The 19,406-nt window shown below is 40.3% G+C and carries 11 protein-coding genes; all 11 read left to right on the forward strand.

What is annotated here, in order from left to right; all coding sequences use genetic code 11:
• Positions 1 to 161 precede the first annotated feature (161 nt).
• Positions 162 to 1,721 carry a hypothetical protein gene (locus M23134_RS27580; protein ID WP_002701887.1) on the forward strand — a complete coding sequence of 520 codons (1,560 nt, stop codon included), beginning with the start codon at positions 162 to 164 and terminating at the stop codon, positions 1,719 to 1,721.
• Positions 1,722 to 1,778: 57 nt separating this feature from the next.
• The gene (locus M23134_RS27585; RefSeq protein ID WP_002701889.1) at positions 1,779 to 2,882 is read left to right on the forward strand and encodes a hypothetical protein; all 1,104 of its coding nucleotides are present in this window, start codon (positions 1,779 to 1,781) and stop codon (positions 2,880 to 2,882) included.
• A gap of 47 nt (positions 2,883 to 2,929) precedes the next feature.
• Positions 2,930 to 4,321 (forward strand): Hint domain-containing homing endonuclease, encoded by a 1,392-nt coding sequence (locus M23134_RS27590; protein ID WP_002701896.1) that lies wholly within the window; start codon positions 2,930 to 2,932, stop codon positions 4,319 to 4,321.
• 114 nt (positions 4,322 to 4,435) lie between these two features.
• Positions 4,436 to 5,848 (forward strand): hypothetical protein, encoded by a 1,413-nt coding sequence (locus M23134_RS27595; protein WP_002701897.1) that lies wholly within the window; start codon positions 4,436 to 4,438, stop codon positions 5,846 to 5,848.
• Positions 5,849 to 5,978: 130 nt separating this feature from the next.
• Positions 5,979 to 7,436 carry a hypothetical protein gene (locus M23134_RS27600; RefSeq protein WP_002701898.1) on the forward strand — a complete coding sequence of 486 codons (1,458 nt, stop codon included), beginning with the start codon at positions 5,979 to 5,981 and terminating at the stop codon, positions 7,434 to 7,436.
• 19 nt (positions 7,437 to 7,455) lie between these two features.
• Positions 7,456 to 9,045: a hypothetical protein gene (locus tag M23134_RS27605; protein ID WP_002701899.1), complete on the forward strand. Its 1,590-nt coding sequence runs from the start codon at positions 7,456 to 7,458 to the stop codon at positions 9,043 to 9,045.
• 568 nt (positions 9,046 to 9,613) lie between these two features.
• The gene (locus M23134_RS27610) at positions 9,614 to 12,931 is read left to right on the forward strand and encodes a hypothetical protein (RefSeq protein WP_157558678.1); all 3,318 of its coding nucleotides are present in this window, start codon (positions 9,614 to 9,616) and stop codon (positions 12,929 to 12,931) included.
• Positions 12,928 to 14,376: a hypothetical protein gene (locus tag M23134_RS27615; protein ID WP_002701905.1), complete on the forward strand. Its 1,449-nt coding sequence runs from the start codon at positions 12,928 to 12,930 to the stop codon at positions 14,374 to 14,376. The genes M23134_RS27610 and M23134_RS27615 overlap by 4 nt, the downstream gene beginning before the upstream one ends.
• Before the next feature lie 439 nt (positions 14,377 to 14,815).
• A complete protein-coding gene (locus M23134_RS27620; protein ID WP_002701907.1) occupies positions 14,816 to 16,327 on the forward strand; it encodes a hypothetical protein in 1,512 nt (503 codons plus the stop codon).
• 187 nt (positions 16,328 to 16,514) lie between these two features.
• Complete coding sequence (locus M23134_RS27625) at positions 16,515 to 17,537, forward strand: hypothetical protein (protein WP_002701909.1); 1,023 nt, start codon at positions 16,515 to 16,517, stop codon at positions 17,535 to 17,537.
• Between the two features lie 1,068 nt (positions 17,538 to 18,605).
• Positions 18,606 to 18,980 (forward strand): DUF1987 domain-containing protein, encoded by a 375-nt coding sequence (locus M23134_RS27630; RefSeq protein ID WP_002701916.1) that lies wholly within the window; start codon positions 18,606 to 18,608, stop codon positions 18,978 to 18,980.
• Positions 18,981 to 19,406: the final 426 nt, after the last annotated feature.

Genomic DNA, 19,406 nt, shown 5'->3' on the forward strand with positions numbered 1-19,406 from the left:
TTTTTAAAATTCATCAGAAAACAAAACACACTTAAATACTCTATTTACCTATTTAAGAGCAAGCGTACTAGTGAAACTACCAACACAAGGCAAGCCGCCCAAAAGCATTGCCTTGTGTTGATTAAATGTTTTGTTTCATTACACCCATAAAGGCTTGAATTATGCAAAAATTTATATTTAAAACTGCCAAGTTTCGAGAGGTTTTCAACAAAATACCCGAACCAGTGGTGTACTTGTATGCCCAAGAAGAGGTCACCGCGTTGAACCCGTACTTGCACCTTGAGGCGTTGCCTAGCCAACCGCCTGTATTGCCCAAAAAAGGGGGAAACCCATTGGGTGAAAAGTTGGCTGAAGTGGTTCGGCAAAAGATCACAGCACAGCTCACTGGGGGCTTTGCTTGGGCAAAGGCACCCAAAAAAGCCGAGGAGCAACTACTCAAAGTTTTTTTGCGTGTATCACAGGGCACTGTCGTATTGCCTTTGGTAGCGCCCATTAGCCGCTGGAGCGCTCAAAATAAGGAGCAATATGCTGCGGCATTCAATGCTTATCTCAAGGAACAAAAAACCAACCCTTATACCCTACAGGTAACGCTGCCAGACGGAACAAACTACGTACTTTCGTCGGCGAAGCAGACCTACACAGGGCAGGAGCTGGCAGATTTTTTGACCGAAAGCTTGAGTACCGAAAAGCCAAGCCCTCGCAAAACTTTGGCAACCCCAGTGGTGCCTCATAATTTTGAATCACCTCTGGCACCCACGCAAGAAAGAGACCTCAGCTTTGAGCCCGCTCAAGGCAATTACCAAGACCTACTTTTTGGCCTGACCAATGCCCCAACCCCTAGCCCCTATAGCGATCAAATGCCACGATTTTTTCCAAATATGGACTCAGAAGATTGGAAAGAACTGTGCATGGCTTTGTTATGCATCAATGTAGCCCCCTTTGCGCGTGACTTGCCTGGGCAGGCAGACATCAACAAGGCTGCCAATGCCATCGCAAAGCTTGAGCACAAGCTGATGGGCAAGGTGGGAGATAACCTATTCAACTTTTACCAATACTTGTTAGAAGAGCACTTGGGCAAGGCACTCGCCAGCATCCCTGACCTTGCCGCTCTTAAAGAAGCACTGATCAGCGATGACTTTTTGCAAGAATACAATGCCTGTGTAAACCAAGGAGTCGAACAAGGAACCATCGAGTGGTTTTGGTTCCATGTATGGTTGCTCATTGTTTTGAAAAAAGGAAGCGACGAAGACATAGGCGAAGTAGGCGCTGCCATTAATGGTAAAATTGCTTTGCCTGAAGGCAAAATATCGGGAGGAGTAAGAATGCATACTTGGCGAAGTTACCAAGGTTGGTTGGTATTCGATCATATTTTTAACCTACAGGTCATGCCAAAAGCAATGCAAGCTATAGGCAAGGTTACGCAGGTAGTTTCCAAACGCTTGGCGACAGAAGGAAAAAATAGTCATTTAATTCCAAACGTACTTGTGAGGTTGCTGGTGGGAGAAAAGGTAATGGGCATAGCACCTGAAGAAAACACGGCGCCATTGAGGAAATATTACACTACCCAAACATCATTTGAACCTGCAGAGGTGTCGAGTCGTGGTTTAAGGGTGTTTAAAGCCCTTATGTCTACGGTTATAGGTGTTTTTACCAAAGCCAGTGACCTTTGGCCTATAAAAAGCATTTCCTCTCTGGCCTTGCCTGAGCGGGTTACCAAGTAGTAGCAAAAATACCCCTCAAGCCTTGCAAGGTAAATTTTACAACAAAGAAACAAGATTATGAACGAGTTTATATTTAACAAGCCTGGGTTCTCAGATGTCATAAACAAAATACCTGATTTTGAGAGCAATCCCTTGGGGAAAAAGTTAGCCAATGCGCTTATCCAAAAAATAAAGGTTCATTTGAGTGGCGGCTTTACCTGGGAGGATGAACCAATGGGAGCACCTCCCGAAAATTTTACTCCGTTTTGGGGAGACTTTAGAGACATATTTTTTCCAGAGCTCAAGAAAAGTAGTATTTACACAGCAACCGATGTGCCCTATAATGACATAATAGACAAGGTTTTTGCCACCATGGCTCCTGAGCATTGGCAGTTGTTGTGTGTAGCCTTGGTATGTTTAAACATCAGACGGGCAAAGCTGAATCTTGCGGGTGAGGTTGACTTGCCAAAGGTAATGAATGCTATAGAGGAGCTGAAGCCGAGATTGTTAGGAGAAGGAGGCATCAATTTCCAACAATTTTATCAGGAACTTTACAAAGAACAGATGGGTGAGGTTTTGCAACAAATACCCAATGTCATAGAGTTGAAAAAAGTACTGACCAGCGAACCTTTTTTGAGCGAATACAACGAAAATTTACAGGCAACTACAAAGCCTGAAGCTATAGATTGGTTTTGGTACCATATATGGCACCTTTTTGCGATCAAGATTCCAGAAGACACTACCCAGCTTTCTCAGCATATTGATGATGTAGCGGCAGCAATACAACGATCAACTGGGCGTAAAATATCTGAAAATATAGGACACCTCAAGTGGTTGAATTATACCCAATGGCTCACCCAAGATAATTTGTTTCATATCGCCCAAAGTGTGCTGAACCAAGCAAGAAAAATGGTGTTTGATGATGGTGCCCAACTTGCCTTGACTGTACCCCATATTTATCCTGTGCTGTTTTTGAGTAAAAAGGTGCAAGGCATAAGCCCTTGGCATAACGATGCCCCTGGTCAAGTTTTTTATACTACCCAGGCAACCCCACCCAGCAAGTTAGGAACAGGCTTATTGGGCAAGGTTTTGTCGTTGGGCAAGTATACAGGAGTAATAGGGTATGCCACCAGCAAATGGCTGAGTGATGATGAGAACGACCCACTGGGGATAAACATGTAGTTGGCGTTCAAGCAATAGAACTTAATCATATCAAAACAACAACAAAGATGGAAAAAACTGAAGATATATCAACCATTGCGGATGAGCACTTTTTTTCGGGAGGCTTTGTGGCAGGTACACAAATACTGATGAAGGATGGTTCGTCGAAAAACATTGAAGACATCAAAGATGGCGAAGAGGTAATGTCGCCCGATGGCTCCGAAAGGGTACTCAAGGTCATTCAACCAAGCCTACATATGAGGCGTAACCTGTACCACATAGCAAACCAAAACGGGCAGAAAGTTGAAAACTTTATGTTTGTTGACTCTCAAGTATTTTTAACTGGGAGAAAAGATGTTGGCGAAGGAGTGTTTGCCGCAGCAGAGCCCCAGCAAGTGAAAAATCCTTTGATGCGCATGAAAGGGGTAGGTGATATAGAGGGAAGTGTGCTGGTTTCGCATGAGCACCTACCTTTTGGCACTGTAGCAAAAAGCCTTGTCAAAGACGTGCCACCCCAGCAGGTCTACCATTTAATGTTAGATCATCAAGACTATTTTTTTGCGGGCAACGCCACCCAAAAATTCATGGTGTTGGCTTATTGCCCCAAGTTGTTGGACTACCAGACAGGTTTGACAAAGAAAATACATAGTGTGGTAGCCTCGCTAGAGCAGGAAAACAAGAATGAAATAAGCAAGCTTACACTGGATAATTTATGGGAACTTGAGAGAAAAGGTTTGTTGGTGAATGAGAAGCTGTTAATAAACCGCTTGAGTGAGAAAAAAGGTGTACAAGCTGTTACTGCTACCCCCATGCACTCGGTAAACCTTGGCTGGAAAATGCGCATGATTCAAACATTGTTGGTAAACATTTTTGTGCCCAAAATACAGCACCTTGTCAACCTTTGTCATCGACAGCTTGTGCCTGTCAAAGTTGCCCACAATAAAATGTGGATTTCGCCATCTATTCATGACATTGAGTGGCGTCCTGGGGTCAAGCATCTTGAGGTATTGAAGCTGGCACTCTCGATCACCAACACCTTGGATAGTACTGTAGAGCGGACAATAGAAGAAAAACCAACCGACTTTGTTACCAAGGTTAGCAAGTGTGTGTATTTGCGTACTCAAAAGAACCTAGATGACCCCACTCACAACCATTGGGTGCTGCGGTTGAGGCTATCGGACGGAAAACGACAAATGGAAGGGAGTTTTCCATTTATAGATGATGTAAAGGATTACTACAGTACTGGAAAAATGAAGCTGTGGGAAGGCAACCAGCATCAAGCTTTTGTTTCCTTTGATGTACGAATTATTGATGAAGCAACAAAACTAGCTGAAGAGGCAACCTTAGACAATAAAGAAGCTGCCTGTGGTGCACCTATGGAGACCAAATTATTGGATGCTTTGAGAGGCTTTGCCAAGGAAGTTTTGATTCCTCAACAGGCCTTGGCATTGAATAAATAACCACCAATAAATGACGTTTCACTTTTTGTAGTCAATCTGCTGATTTGGTCAGGGTTTGTGGTAGATGTTGAAACGTCATTTTTAAATATATAGAACTCTAAAAAACTTAATATAATGGATACCACCACAATTGAAGATGACTTGCTGGGCTTTTTTGGAGGGTTTGCGCTCGGAACCCAGGTTTTGATGGCAGACAACTCTTGGAAAAACATTGAGTGCCTCAAGCCAGGAGACGAGGTCATGTCGCTCAGCGGGCACGCAGAAGTAATACAACTGGTAGACTTGACCAACAAGGTGCAGCAGCAGTTGTATTACCTAGACGGAGACCCCAGCCTTACATTTGCTGGTTCGCAATTATTTATTTCTTCTAAACAGCATATTGGACACCAAGAAGAGTTTTTGTGTGCAGAACCCCACCATATAGCGTCCAGAAGACTGAAAGCTGTAGGGGTAGGGTTTATAGAAGGAGGAGCAATGGTTACCCACCAAGGAAAAAACAGGATTCCAGTGCATGTAGACAAGCTTCAGGCAAAAGACAGCCAACAGCTTACCCCTGTATTTCATGTAATGGTAGATCGCAATGATACCATTGTTGTGGGCAAAAACCAGCGATTTGCTGCATTGTCGTTAGCCCCAAAGTTATTAGACTATACCACTAGAATAGGCAAAAAGCTCTATGCCATTATAGCCAATTACGAAGCAGATGCTGCACACATCACCAACAAGCTTACTTTTGAGCAATTGTTGGGCATGAGTCAATCCCTAAAAGCACAAGATGGGCAGGAAGTTTTATTTGCGGGTGAATTAACCCCTCAGACCATACCCAATGCTACCCAAAAGTTGGGCTTTGCAGCTCGTTATTTGTATGCCTATTTACTGACAAACCACTTGGCTCAATTAGAACAAATTGCCTCTATGGGCTGGAGAATATTTACCCAATATTGGAACAGGAATCATCGTATGGTCATTGCCCTTTCGTTGCATTCTATAGAGTGGAGACCTTCTTACATTCCATTAGAAAATGTGCAGGTGTCGTCAGCGTTGTCAAGCTACTTGAAGGTAGGGCAAAGTTGGGAGCAATTGCTTTTGTCAGGAAAAGAACAGCCGTTGGTAGGGTTGATGAAAAAGAGCCAATATTTTGTGACTGAAAAAAAAATGGATGGTCTCAGAGTAGCCAACTGGGTTTATCAGATTGAACTTGCCGAGGATGACCAAAACCTAAAAGGAGAGTTGCATTTTCCAGATGCATTGGATGTTCCCTATTTTCAAAGCAGGTGTGGGCTAGAAGATGAACAAGGGCAACAACAAGCCACATTGTTGTTTGATGTGCGCTTTATTACTGAAGAAATCATGCTTGCTGAACAAGAAGCACATAAAAATTATGATGAGACCAAACAAGGAGATTTTGAAGATGCTTTTCTTACAAAATGGATGAACAACATATTCAAGGCAGTAGAAGAACAAACATCCTCATTGGCAACAGCAGCCACATTTTCAAAACCATCTGTCATGTCAGTAAAATCATAATATTTTTATAACGAAGCTAAAGCCTTCTGTTAAGCCAAATGGGACGCTACTTTTAGGAGTAGCAATGGGTTATGTTGGATGCTGGCAAAGGTCCACCTAAGAAGAAGCAAGCTTTATAAAACCTGAAAAAATGAGCATAACCAAATCAAAACCGTCCACAGAGAAATACACTGTTGATATTTCGCTTACAAAATTAGGGGCAGAGCTAAAGCTTCCTAAGCAACCCGACCGGGCAATGGCACCTCCACAAAGTTTTAACCTGTATGCTGCCAACGGTGCAAGTCAAGGTGCTGCCACATCTACCCGCAGACTTACAATATATACCAATCCTCTAGAGCAAGTCATACACATTATCAATGCGGTGCCAGTGCCTGGTTACCATGCCGAAGGTAATGAATTAAACCCTTTAGGTTTTAAATTACGTGACGCCATTACTAAAAAAATAAAAGTACAGATGAGTGGGTATTTTTCTATGTATAAAATGCCACTGTCTGACAGCTCAAAAGATCAAAAGGTCATTGATGCATTTTATGCAGCCAATCCTCTTTTGCCAAGGTTTGATCCATTAGAGGGACGGTACCAGCAAGTGTTCTTTCCTGAATTGGACAAAGCAAATATTTCTTCAGACAAAGACGTGCCCTACAATGACCAGTTTGATAGGTTTTTTCCAGCAATGAAAAAAAATGACTGGGAAGATTTATGTATTTGCATGGTTTGCCAACTGATCAAAGAGGTAAATAGTGGATACAAGGACAAGATAAAGCCAGAAGTAGACAGCAAGGTGAGCGCCTATAACCAAAAAATCAAAGGTTCTGGTGGGCACAATATTTTTCGCTTTTATCAATACCTCATGGAAGAGTGGATGAAAGATCAAGGCATTTTGGGTGATGATGATAATAGGAGTGAATTGTTGGATTTATACAAAAAAGTTTTGTCAAGTAATTCATTTATTTCTGAGTATCGCCTTGGGTATGATAGAGGAGGCTTCTTGGCCGACTGGTTTTGGTTTCACGCTTGGCTCAAGCTTTTGATTCTGGGAGGAAACCCTAAAGATGTTGACCCTATCTACGCTTTGTTGGAGAGTAGGCAAGTTTTTATGCCCAAAAGTGTTGCCTCAGAGAAGTGGATGTCTTATGATTATTGGTTTCGGATGACAGACCACACAGATAGTAGTTTTTTTAGGGCTATAGACATAGACCAATCGGCAAGTATGGCGCTTCGCAAGACTGGAACAGCCATGATTCCCTCAATATTGATAGCTAAAGGTAAAAAGAGTACCAGTAATATTTATGCTGAGTTATTTTTTGGCAGAAATTTCAAAGAAACACCAGTGGTAGGCACGGCAGAGCCTGACCACAACGATGCCCCTGGCAAACAGTATTCCAGCGTAAAGGCGCCTTTTAGTTTACCCGATTGGCTACCCAAGCCACCTACCCCGGCTAAAGTGTATGGCGATTTGGTAACCAAGGGGTATGCTGTAGCCCACGCAGTGACCCACCCTAAAGAAACCGTGGAAAACATAGCAGATGCTGTTACTCACCCCGCAAAAACAGTAAAGAAAGTCTGGAATCATCTGAAATTTTGGTAAACAACCATATACACACATCATGCAAACAACCAAAACAGCGCCCTCAACAGAGAGCTATACCATTTTTATACCCAAAGCAAGCATCAAGGCAGAAGTAACGCTGCCAAAAGCACCTGATACAATAACAACCGTCGATAACCGATCATTTTATGTTGGGGGTAAGGCAACAAAATCGCTTACGGGCAACGAGGCATCTTTGAGGATTTCTCAAGACCCTTATGATGTAGCCATAGGGTTGGTCAATGCTATGCCTGTGCCTGGGCACCATGCCGAAGACGACAGCTTGAACCCTTTGGGTTTTAAATTAAGGGATGCCATTATCAAAAAAATAAAGGTACAGGTAAATGGGTACTTCTCTATGTATAAAATGCCATTGGCCAACAACAAAGATCAAAAAACCATTGACGCATTTTATGAAAATAACCCTGGCTTGACTGTCTTTACCCCTGTGATTGGAGAGTATCGTGATATTTTTTTTCCTGAGTTGGGCAAAGCAAATATTTCTTCAGACAAAGATGTTCCCTACGATGATCAACTTGCTTTGTTTTTTCCACAAATGAAAAAAAGCGATTGGAAAGAACTCTGTATTTGTATGCTGTGCGAGTTAATCAAGACGAAGGCTGACGAAGACTTCAAGTCGAAAATACAGTCAAATACACCACAGAAAATAGATGCCTATAACAAAAAACTTGAGGGAAACAACCAACAATCATTCTTTAACTTTTACCAACGCCTCATGGGCGAGTGGTTAATTGCCGAAGAAGTTTTATTGGAAAGTGATGACAAAAAGTATTTTTTAGATTTATACCTAAAAATTTTAATGAGCAATACTTTTGTTACACAATACCGCCTTAGTTATGATAGAGGCACTTTTGTAGCGGATTGGTTTTGGTTTCATTCTTGGCTCAAACTAGTTATGCTGGGGGCTACCCCCGAAAACATCGCCCAAGTATACAATACATTAAGCAGCCAAGGGGTGTATATTCCTGATAGTGTATCGCCCAATACCTGGAGATCCTACAACCAGTGGTTATACATGACAGAAAGACCCACCGATGAAGATAACAATCGGTTTTTTGTGGCTGGTGATATAGACACAGTCGCCAGCATGCAATTTGGTATAAAGGGGGTGTCTGTATCGATTGCCAGAACAGTGGGGTATCAAGGGAAAAAAACAACCAATAATATTTATGCAAAACTATTTTTTGGGGGCATATTTAAAGCGTCGTTCTCAGATGGGCAACCTTACCACAATGATGCACCAGGCAAAGGTTTTTCGAGCATCAACCAAGGTTCAAAGCACACCAATTCGCTGCTACAACCCTCCAACCCTCTTGAAAACTTTTCGGAAGCTTATGGGGAGTTGATTACTACCTCTTATGAAATGGAGCAAGCCGTTGCCCACCCCAAGCAAACAGCCGAGAACACTGGCAAGGACATAGCGAATGCTGTTACCCACCCTGACAAAACTGCTGAAGACGTAGGCAAAGACATAGTGAACACTCCCAAGCAAACGGTTGAGGATACAAGCAAGGACATTGTAAATACAGGTAAAGACATAACAAATACTGTTAAACACCCCAAGAAAAAAGCAAAAAGACTTGGATAGGTAAACATCCCTGGTAGTTTTTGTAGATAATAAAAATAACACGATCCCACCTGGAGTGTCTCATGGTTCATGGGGCACTCCTTTTTTTGGGGCAAAATGCAAAACAGTAGACAACAAGCCATCAATGAAGGGTAGGTGATAGTTGGGACGCGACAAGCCCACAAACAGTCAGCTTTCATCATTACTCTAAACTACCTTGATCATTGACACAAAGCCTCTAAATGGTCTCCCTAATTTATTAAATGGCAATGAAGCCTTCCATACATTGAATAGCCTTGTAAATATAAAGTGTTCATAGTCAGTAGCTTGTAGCTTGATGTGTTTACCATGGTTGCATCTACTTCACATCCTTTGCTTGTCTACTTGTTGTCTGTGTGTTTTTTGGCAGATATGACATTGCTTTTCCAAATTGCAAAGGATGAATGGCTTGTATTAAACGTTTGTATGGTTGGAAACAACCCCTCTTTTGGTTGATTAATCACGCTGCTTTTAAGAAGCGGATCAGTCCAAATGCTATTTTTCTAAAACCAAAGAATCAAACCAAACTTGTTATATAATTGATAAAATTATGAAAAATCTTGGAAGTATAGGGATGGATGGAGATTGGAGGCATCAAATGACTCTTGCTATGCCTGACAAAGAAGAGTTACCTTGGTACTTGGCAAACATCATTAGTATGCAAATAAAAAAGAGCCTACCTGGCACTTATAGTCTTGTTTATGAAAAACTTTGGAAGCCCAACCTGCCAGCATTGCAAAATTTGATAAATGAACTTGCAGAAGAAGTAACAGAAGCATTGGTGCAACAGCTTGTAACGAGCGATGACCAAAGCATTGATGCATCGGCTGGACAACTATTTGAAAAAACGACCAATCATTTGTTAAGGAGCGTTGGCGAAGGAGAAATGTCTAAAGATAGGGTTGCTCGCATTACTACTGAAGCAACAAAACAATATTTTGAGGAAAATTCTGCCGAAAAATTGGGCATAGAGCCAGAGGTTTACAAGAACCTTAACCAAAGGGTTGACAAGGTGTTTGAAGATAACCTTGATTTGATAGAAGGGAAGCTGCTCGGAATTGAACAAAAAGTTGACCAGACTTCTCAAACCTTGGTTCAGCGAATAGTTCCTCAAGGTTTAGGAAGTGCGCAGGTTGTAAAAGCGGTGGAAGAGGATATTCAGAGTTTGAAGCTAGAACTGGCAGACTTGCAAGACCAAGCATCAAAGGATAAAATTGTAGCCGTTTTACAGAATAAGAAAAAAGTTGGGGTAAGTTATGGAAGTAAGATTGACGCTGAAATTGTCAACTCTTTGAGCAAGATTGCTACCGAGGTGTCTAAGTTAGGAGACCACTCTAATATGTATACCATATATGGTGTCATAGATAAAACCTCCTTGGGCATGGGCAAAGATATAGTAGACGCACAAAGCAAAGGCCTTGACACAACAGCCAATGCCCGCGTGGAACATATCCGAAAAGATGTTGTGGCGGCAATGAAAGGAGCATTTTTTAAAGCCCCTCAGGTAAATAGTGTAACCAACCTAATTGAGGCAAACTTTACTCGAAGCATTACTGAGTTTAAACTTAAAAATGTAGATACTTTAAGAAAGACCTTAGACCAAAAACTGACAGAAAAAAGAACAGCGCTAAAAAAACTGGGCAACAAACTGACCGATGTAAGCAGTTTGACCAAAGAGGTAGAAGCTGGCTTGTCGAGCATACAAACCAGCATGGAAAAAGACTTGAAGCTGAATAAAAATAAAAAGGATGATCGGGAGAAGATAGAAAAAATAGCCGAAGTTTTGGATGCGATTGGCGCGCAAATGAAAGAGAAAATAGAGGCTTTGTTTTACCCCAACAAGCCTGGTAAAACAAGTTTGATGAGAACCATAAGGAATGCCTCAGAATTAGAAGAAAACAAGTTGTTTAATGGGGTTTTGCTGAGTGGGGTCAAAGCCAAAAATGATGCTTTAAACAAACTATCTACCAGAGATTTTAGCAACCGGTTTACACTGGAAGAGAAGATCAATGATCAGTACAAAGCCTTGACGTTGGATAAGTCTGCCTTGGCAAGCAACATAGACAAAGAAGTAGGCAAAGTGTACACAAATCATAGTAAAAACATTGCAGACGCTTTTACCAAAAAACAGGAAGTAAGAAAAATACTCAAACAGCATGCCGATAAGCAAAGAGATTTTGGAGAGGTAATGAACCAGGTTGTAACGAGTGAGTTTCAAAGTGTTGCCAATAAGTGGGCAAAGGCAAGCGCTGTCGAGCTATCGGACAGCAAATATGTAGAAGGTGACATACAAAAAATAAACGACAGGATAAGCAGCGAGGCAAACGCTTTTTTTCAAGGAGCAGATAAAGTCCCACAAGCACTATTTGCCCAGCAAAAAGCTGCGTTGTTGGCTATTCCTCAGAGCGAATTGTCAGGTGACCGTATTATCAAAGATGTAGAAAAAGTGGCTGGTGATTATATCAAAGGCCAAACAGCAAAAAAACTTGGTGTGGGCAATGAAACACAAGATTTTATCAAACAAAGTTTAGGATCTTCTTGTAAAGATTGGTGTGCAAAGGTAATTGATGAGCAAAAAGTACCACAGGATATCAATGCTGTTTTTGGGGAGTTAAACTACAGGTTTTCAGGCAAAGAAAAAGATGCCGATGCTCAAAATACTGCCAAGTTAAAGAACTTTGTAGGCGCTTTATTGAATCCTACGAAAGAAAACTTGATTCAAAAGCTTGCTGGTAAATCGGGTGCTGCATTGGCAAATGAAAATATGCGATCAATGATTCAGCAAGAGATGGTTTCTCAAGCAAAGTCGCTCCCTGTCAACGACCCTATTTATCGAGACCTGGGCGACAGCATAGAAGGCATACTTGATGGTAGCAAGGCTTGGCAAAACTTATATAAGCTTAGGAAAACAGAAAATTTAGAGGGTAGAAATGATCTGGGCTCAAGTTTAGATGAGGATGCCAACGAACCTGTAATTACGATAGAAACTCCTGGCATTAATCCAATAGGTTTTTATCGTGATTTATTTTTTCCAGAACTCAAACAAGGGAGAGCCGATGGCAATAATCAAGAGTTACATAATGAACATATTAAGAAGTTTTTTCCGGACATGCAGCTGCAGGATTGGGAAAAGTTGGCAGTAAATATTGTATGCCTGCTTATAGGGCATAACGTGGCAGAAGAAACTCATCATATAAAGGCTACTGTATGGGATAACATAGTAGACTTTCATCAAAAAATAGAAGGAGACGCCTACACCAACTTGTTCAATTTATACAAGTACCTCATGGAAAATTGGATGCCCTTTAGGGATATTTACAACGACGTTAAAACTGAGTCAAGCAACGTTATCAAAGCTTATGTAGACTTCCTCAAAAGCAGAGAGTTTGTTGATTTATACAATGAAAGTATTCCTCACCTTGAGCCTTCCGTTTTGGAGTTAAATAGTTTTTGGTTTCATAGCTGGCTTAAGATAAGCATTATGGGAGGAAATGATGAAGACATTCAGGAGATAATCGGATTTCTTACTTCAAAAGGTGTAAAAATATCATCAGTGGTTGGAGCCAAAACTTGGCGTACTTATGTTGGACAGTTGCTAAGAGAAATAACTCCCAACCCATGTTTTTTCAATGTTTACCCAGAGATTAGTTCTCAACTAAATTTATTTGGAAAGAAAACGGTTTCTAGGGGTGCTGATGATTTACAAGTAGATTTTATTTCTTATCTCTTTACCAAACTATTTATGGGAGAGTCAATGCTTGGGCACCCACTAATCAATAGTGCCGCTCCAGGCAGAGAGTATGCTACAAGTAGTAACATTACTGCAACATTACGTACAATTATTCCATTAATGACTAAAGACCAATGAAAAATAAAAACACTCAAGCTGTTCCATTAAGGGATTTTAAATCCATGAAAAATAAAAGTAATAAAGCTCCTCAAACAGTTTTTACTGGCGGTTTTTCACCTAAAACTCAAGTTAAAATGGCAGACAACAGCCTGAAAAACATTGAGGATGTAAAACCAGGAGAGAAAGTTTTGTCTAAACAAGGAGCAGCCAAGGTTCTGGCAAATATAGTGGTGCCTTCTCCCGAAAAACGTAATTGGTATCATATCCAAGGGTTGAATAATTTTCATTTTAGTGACAACCAAATTTTTATGGGGGTGGAGTTTCCTTATTTAGCGGCTGACCCTGACAGGGTTCCGTCAGTGGCTTCTGCAATGCTTACAACAAACCTGATTACTTCTAGGCAGGGAGAGGATAAGGTGCCTTTTAGGGTGGAGCAAGTGGTACTTTCTGAATTAGCAGAAAACCCTAACATGTGCCAATTGATACTTGACAAAGAAGATTGGTTGATTGTAGGTGATAAAACAAATCAGTTTCTTACTTTATCTTTTGCGTCAACTGCTTGTCATACTAGCCTGGCCGACAAGATACTAAAGCACCTTGTCTCATACAAGCGTATAAACAAAAGTGTGATACAGGCTTTGGAAGAAAAATCATTTGATTTTTTGATCACAAATTTAGAGACAATTGCTAGTACAAACACTGACCGCTATCTACTACTAAGGACACTTGTGACAGCCCAAAATTTGAATTCTGATGCGATGCTTTCTCAGGCTGTATCAGGGCAAGTTCCAGTGTCATTGAAATTATTGCAAGCATACCTTACCAGCAAATATGCTGATAAAATTGAAGGGTTGTCAGCCCTGGGTTGGCGAATGGTTGAAGAAACTACTCCTGCATCAGAAAACGAGATTTTGGTATCTCCTTCTGTTTATAACCTAAGCTTACCTCAACTTGCCTATTCTGAAGTTTCCAATGCAAGCATTAGAATTCTTTTGAGTGAAAAATCTTTAACAACGCACCAGTTCCGCATAATCAACGAAGCACAGTTTGATATACAACCCCAGGCAAGTCCAAACAATGTATATGCTTTGTACAAATGTTTTTACCTTTCAACCAACGTTGCAACAGAACAGTTTGATAGAAACCCTTGGAGGATCACTTTTGAAATAAGTGTTGGAACTAAAACATTAATTGGTACCTACCAGATAGGAGGCAAGCCAGGGCAAGTTAACTGGCATAGCTTGGCGCTCAGGAATGAAAATGGTAAAGTTGAAGGACACCTTCAGATCGATACCAGAGTAATTGGGGTAAAAACCAAGGAAGATGAGGAAAAACAAGAAAATGAATTTGACCTAGAAAGACAGAAAATGCTGGAAGGAAACCTGATAGAATTTATTATTAAGGAAACATTGAGCGAGGTCATGCCATCGTCTGCTCGAGAACTTGTAGACCATAGCCTGTAAAAAACTGCTAAGGTATAAAGTTGACTACTGATTAACTCGTTGAGCTCACAAGTTCGGTTTACAGGGCTTAATAAGGTAAACATTTACTCGAATCAGCTATGGACTACGGACTAAATACTATGGACTATTGGTTTTAAGGAGCTCTTTTGTAATTTTTCAGGTGGCTGTATTTGTTGGCGAATTTTTAATAATTAACAAAAGTTAAGCATCCTCAGAGTTTCGTTTTTTATTGCTTAATGGCTGCATGGCTTATTACTCCGCAATGCATTACACCATCGAAATGAGTGGATTGGGAATAAAACGTGTAATATCAGCATGTTTTGAAAACCCGTGAGACATAGGTAGAAAACGCTGATTTTTTCTTGATTTACAACAAGTGCAAGCCGCTACGATTTTTTGGATGGCTCATCTTTATTGGTAAAACATAAAAAACATAATAATGACAAAAATAAATGCAATGGCAAATATGCAAGCTATGGCAATTTTGCCTCCTTTTATTGGGGGGATCACCGCAGGCTCTTGTATAAGAATGGCTGATGGTAGTCTTAAAAAAATAGAAAATATAATGCCTGGTGATGAAGTAAGGTCAACAGATGGGGACGCAAAAGTCCTCAAGTTAATTGACTTGACAAGCCAGGGAAAGCAGAATGTCTATCAGATGTCAAATGTTGAACGTTTTGGTTTTACTGCAACCCAACTGTTTGTTGCAGCAGGCAAAAAACATGGTCAACATTGTGCAAAATATCTATGTGCTGAACCTCAACAAGTAGAAAATTTTGCCCTAAGAAAAGTAGGATTAGATGCTTTAAAAGGAGGAATCGTGGCAACCAAAGCAGGACGTAATTTCTTACCAACAATGGTGGAAAACCTCTCCTATGCCAAGGGAAATAATTACATTTATCAGCTTTTGTTAGATGACCAAGATTGGTTTATTGCAGGGAATGAAACACAGCAGTTTCCTGTATTATCTTTTGCTCCACTATTGCGAGAGTACCCCTCGACAATAAGCAGTGAGGTAAAAAGCTTGCTTGTTGGTCATGAAAAAAGCGTTCTAAAATCCTTAGAGAGTATTTCTTGGAGCAACTGGGTAGATCTAAGTAAAAAAATAAACTTTAATGATGATTTGGTGGTCCTAAGGAGCCTGGAAAAAACTTCTCTCAATCACCAAGAAGTGCTGCCTGATGGCTTGGCAAAACCTAGTTCTGCTACCAGAACACTTCACTATTTGTTGATGAGTAGGCATGCACGACAGGTTGAAAGCCTTATAAACCTGGGATGGCGAATTTTTACTCCTGACCAGGATGACACACAAAATATGGTCATTGCCATTTCTTTGTTGGACATAGAATGGTCGCCTTCTTTGGTTTCTCAGCAGGACCCGACTGCAGCTAATGCCCCAGTAGGACAGTTCTTCAAAGATGGAGCTATAGAAAGATTAGAAAGTGTACCTGGAGAAATAAAAGAGAACTCTTATCCGCAAATTCCAGGGCAAGTTTTCAACTTTTCTTTGCGTTTGGCTAGCGACTTAGATGATTTACAAAATTATCGTGCACAAATTCCTTCTTCTGAAGATCCGTCTTTTATCAATCCTTTAGATGGGTGTGTATACTTTTCCACTGAGAAAAAAATGGATAGCACTAAAGTCTCTAGTTGGAAGCTGGATATGACCTTGCCAAAAGATCAGCTAGAGTTTAAGGGGAGTTATTCTTTTAATGACAACTTAGATGTGCCATATAGAAAAGATTCTATGCTCCTTAAGGATAAATCAGGAGCTTGGGTTATGCTGACTTTTGATATTAGACTCATCACCAAAAATACTCAAGCCAAGGAAGGTAGGGTAAAAGACGGTTTTGACCAGGACCAAAAACAAAAGTTTAAAGATGGGTTTCTAAGGACTTGGGTAGATGGAGTTTTTAAGGAGGTCAGAAAATACTTGCCTGTCAAGTGCTAAGTAAAACGTAAAAAATAAAGTACTCCAAAAGGACAAAATATTTGGTGGGAGGACGAGCGAAAAAATCTTTGCATAGCTTTAGCTATGGAACTATTTTTTTGAGAAGTACCCCTGCCAAAGATGCCGTTCTATGGATTAGGTTATTTTTGTAGTTTTACTAAATCAACCATCATTAAAAAATACTATTATGTTGAGCATATACACAAATGTAAGCGAGCAAAATCCTATAAAACAGTTGTTTTCCCTAACGCCTGAACTAAAGGAAAACCCCGTAGGCAAAAGCTTGCGAAAAGCTATCATTACCAAAATCAAAGCCAGTTTTCCTGGTATATGTAGTTATGAGAGTCAAGAAAAGAAAGCATCAGAAACTTATGTAAATTTGCTTTTTCCTGAGCTACAAAAAAATGGCATTACTACACCATTTGGCATTCCATACAATACATTGATTGAGCGTTGTATTCCAACAATGGAAGATCAAGATTGGATCAAAATGAGTGTTGGCTTGGTTTTCAAACTCATTAGTACAATTGAATCTAAATACGAAACTGTTATCAAGCAAGAAGCCTTGGATATAATTACCAAGAGCAATACACTTATTGAGGGCAACGGTAACCAAAATCTTTTAAATCTGTATCAGCAACTGATGAAGAAGTGGCAACCTATGCAAGCTCATCAAAATTTGATAGATTCTGAAGGTATTTTTAATAAATACAAGGAGTTGTTTAAAAGTGAGGGCTTTATCAACCAATACAAAAAAGATTCTAAAGATTGGGCTCCTGACTTTAAAGCATGGTGGTGGTTTCATCAATGGCTAAAGATTAGCTTGATGGCAGAGGGGACTGACAAAAAAATTGAAAATATTATCGATTTTTTGAAAACGCAAGGAATAGATATTCCCCCTCAGGTGCAATCACATAACTGGCGAGTTTTTAAATTATGGCTTTGCAAGGGTGCCCAAAAAACGCCTTTTGCTTTTGATGCACAAGACTTAGGTTCTAATGTTAAAACAGCCCTTGAATCTGGAATGATTTCTGGCCTGCCCAGTGTTTATAAATTTCTTTTAGGTATTGTGGTACATAGTAAGAGTGATAACATTGGTAAGGATTTAGTAACAACCAGTGCCCTGGCAGATGTCATACATATGTCTTATCCTCTTGTTAAGAAAGGGTTTAGAATTATTACAGGTCTGATGTCTGGTATCTTAAAATAGGTATTCATAGGTTGCATTAGAAATAACTTAAAAAAATGTTATGAAATAGCAGATGTAAATTTGTTAAAAGTTACATCCTTAGTAGTCCCAAACAACAATATATAAAACATTAGCTACAATTTATTTCTTAGAGAGCGACTAAAAACTTTATGCTCTGTTTTTGGGAGAGAGGAAGAGTGTTGCCTCTCTCTTTTCACTTTAAATATGTATTTTTCTTCTTGGTGTTTTAGGTGAAAAAATATTCATCAATTTCCAAAACAAAATTAAACAAGAGATTTTTTCCTTTTGCCTGTCCCTTCTTGTCCCACTTGCCGAGCCAAGCCATCTACTTTCTATCCGGTTGTTTTTTATTAAAGAAGCACCTCATCGTATACCTTAGCGTTCAGAAAGATAATTGCAAAATGCCTGCAGAATCCGTTTTTTCTGGTTACGGTTGACAATAGGCATCTGTAGTTAAAGTGATAGATGTATTATAAAGGCTTAGTACACTGTAAATTAAGTAAGTTGTCATTTAGTTCGAGTTTATTTTGTTTGCTGGCGATCTTTACAAATAGAGCATAGCCAAAGCTACGCGATTTTTGTAAAGAGAAGTCAGAGGGCAAAAGAAGCCGAAAAAAGCATAAGATATTTATTTTACAGTGTACTTAGCCAATGGTGGGGTGAAATATCTTTATATTTCAGGGTCAGGTTAAATCACAAACTTGGGAGGACTCAGGGTAAAAGCCCCATCAAGCCCTATATAATATGTTATAGTCGACCAACACCTTTTGGGCTCTGCTCAAGGGGTGTTTTATTATGTCAGAACAAAATGCTTGAGTTGAGCAAAGCAATGACCTTGTAAAATATGGTTAGATAACATTCCTGATACACCTACACCCCTTGAGTTTTGCTCAAGGGGTGTTTTTGTTTTGCCCAATAGCCAGCAAATAAAACAACCCCTCTGTCCATTTTTTGTCTGCGGCAAGGGGCTGCCCAACCCATTGTTATTGAGTAGTTTTATGCACTACCTACAGCAATACTTATGCCCCCTCAGAAGCCTGAGAGGGAGTAAAAATATAATTGATAGCCATGCATTTATTTATTCCTCAAGGCGACTTTAGCCCAGCTATTTATTGGGACTACACTATCATTAGGCTAGACATCAGGGGAGAGTCTACTATGGAAAACCCTCAGGATTTTTATGCCCATCTGATTGATTTGCTCCAGCCATCTTTGGCGGCAAACCCTTGTAAAAAACTGGAGCTCAACCTGGACTTATCGTACCTCAATACCGGCTCTCAAAAGTCTTTGTATGAGCTCTTCGAATTCTTCATAGATCAAGGGCTGGATGCCTACATCAATTGGTGGGTAGACGACGCTGAAGACGATTACGAACTACAGGCCATTGGTGATTATACCTGTGATTTTCCTGCTTTTCGGGTGAGGGTGCTCCAGCGGGCTTGAATACATTGTCTTTATCATGCATCAAGTCCACTTTTTGTCTTCTTTCAATGTTGGGTTTTTGGTTGTTTTTGCTGTTTTTGGTAGACAGGCGCAAGCCCTTAGGCGTTGATGCATATCGGTGTTTCAAGTGCCCTGCTTAACTGTGTTGAGCTCATTATAACAGGCTACCCAATGGGGCGATATTTAGCAATAGGTTCGGTTTATGGGGAGCTCACCCTTTGTATAGCATTGATTTTTAAAGACTTATAAAAGTTGTGTAAAGAAAATCGGCACGGTAGAGCTGCGCCGATTCATCGAAGGGTTAGAAATAATCTCGATTGTTATTTATCCAAATTAATGAACAACTTATCCAGTGTGCCAGGCTCTAATATTACTTGTTGCTCATTGCGCCGGCATGCATTGGTATGGCTACTTAAAAAAATAAAC

It is taken from the genome of Microscilla marina ATCC 23134 (genome assembly GCF_000169175.1).
Lineage (GTDB): Bacteria > Bacteroidota > Bacteroidia > Cytophagales > Microscillaceae > Microscilla > Microscilla marina.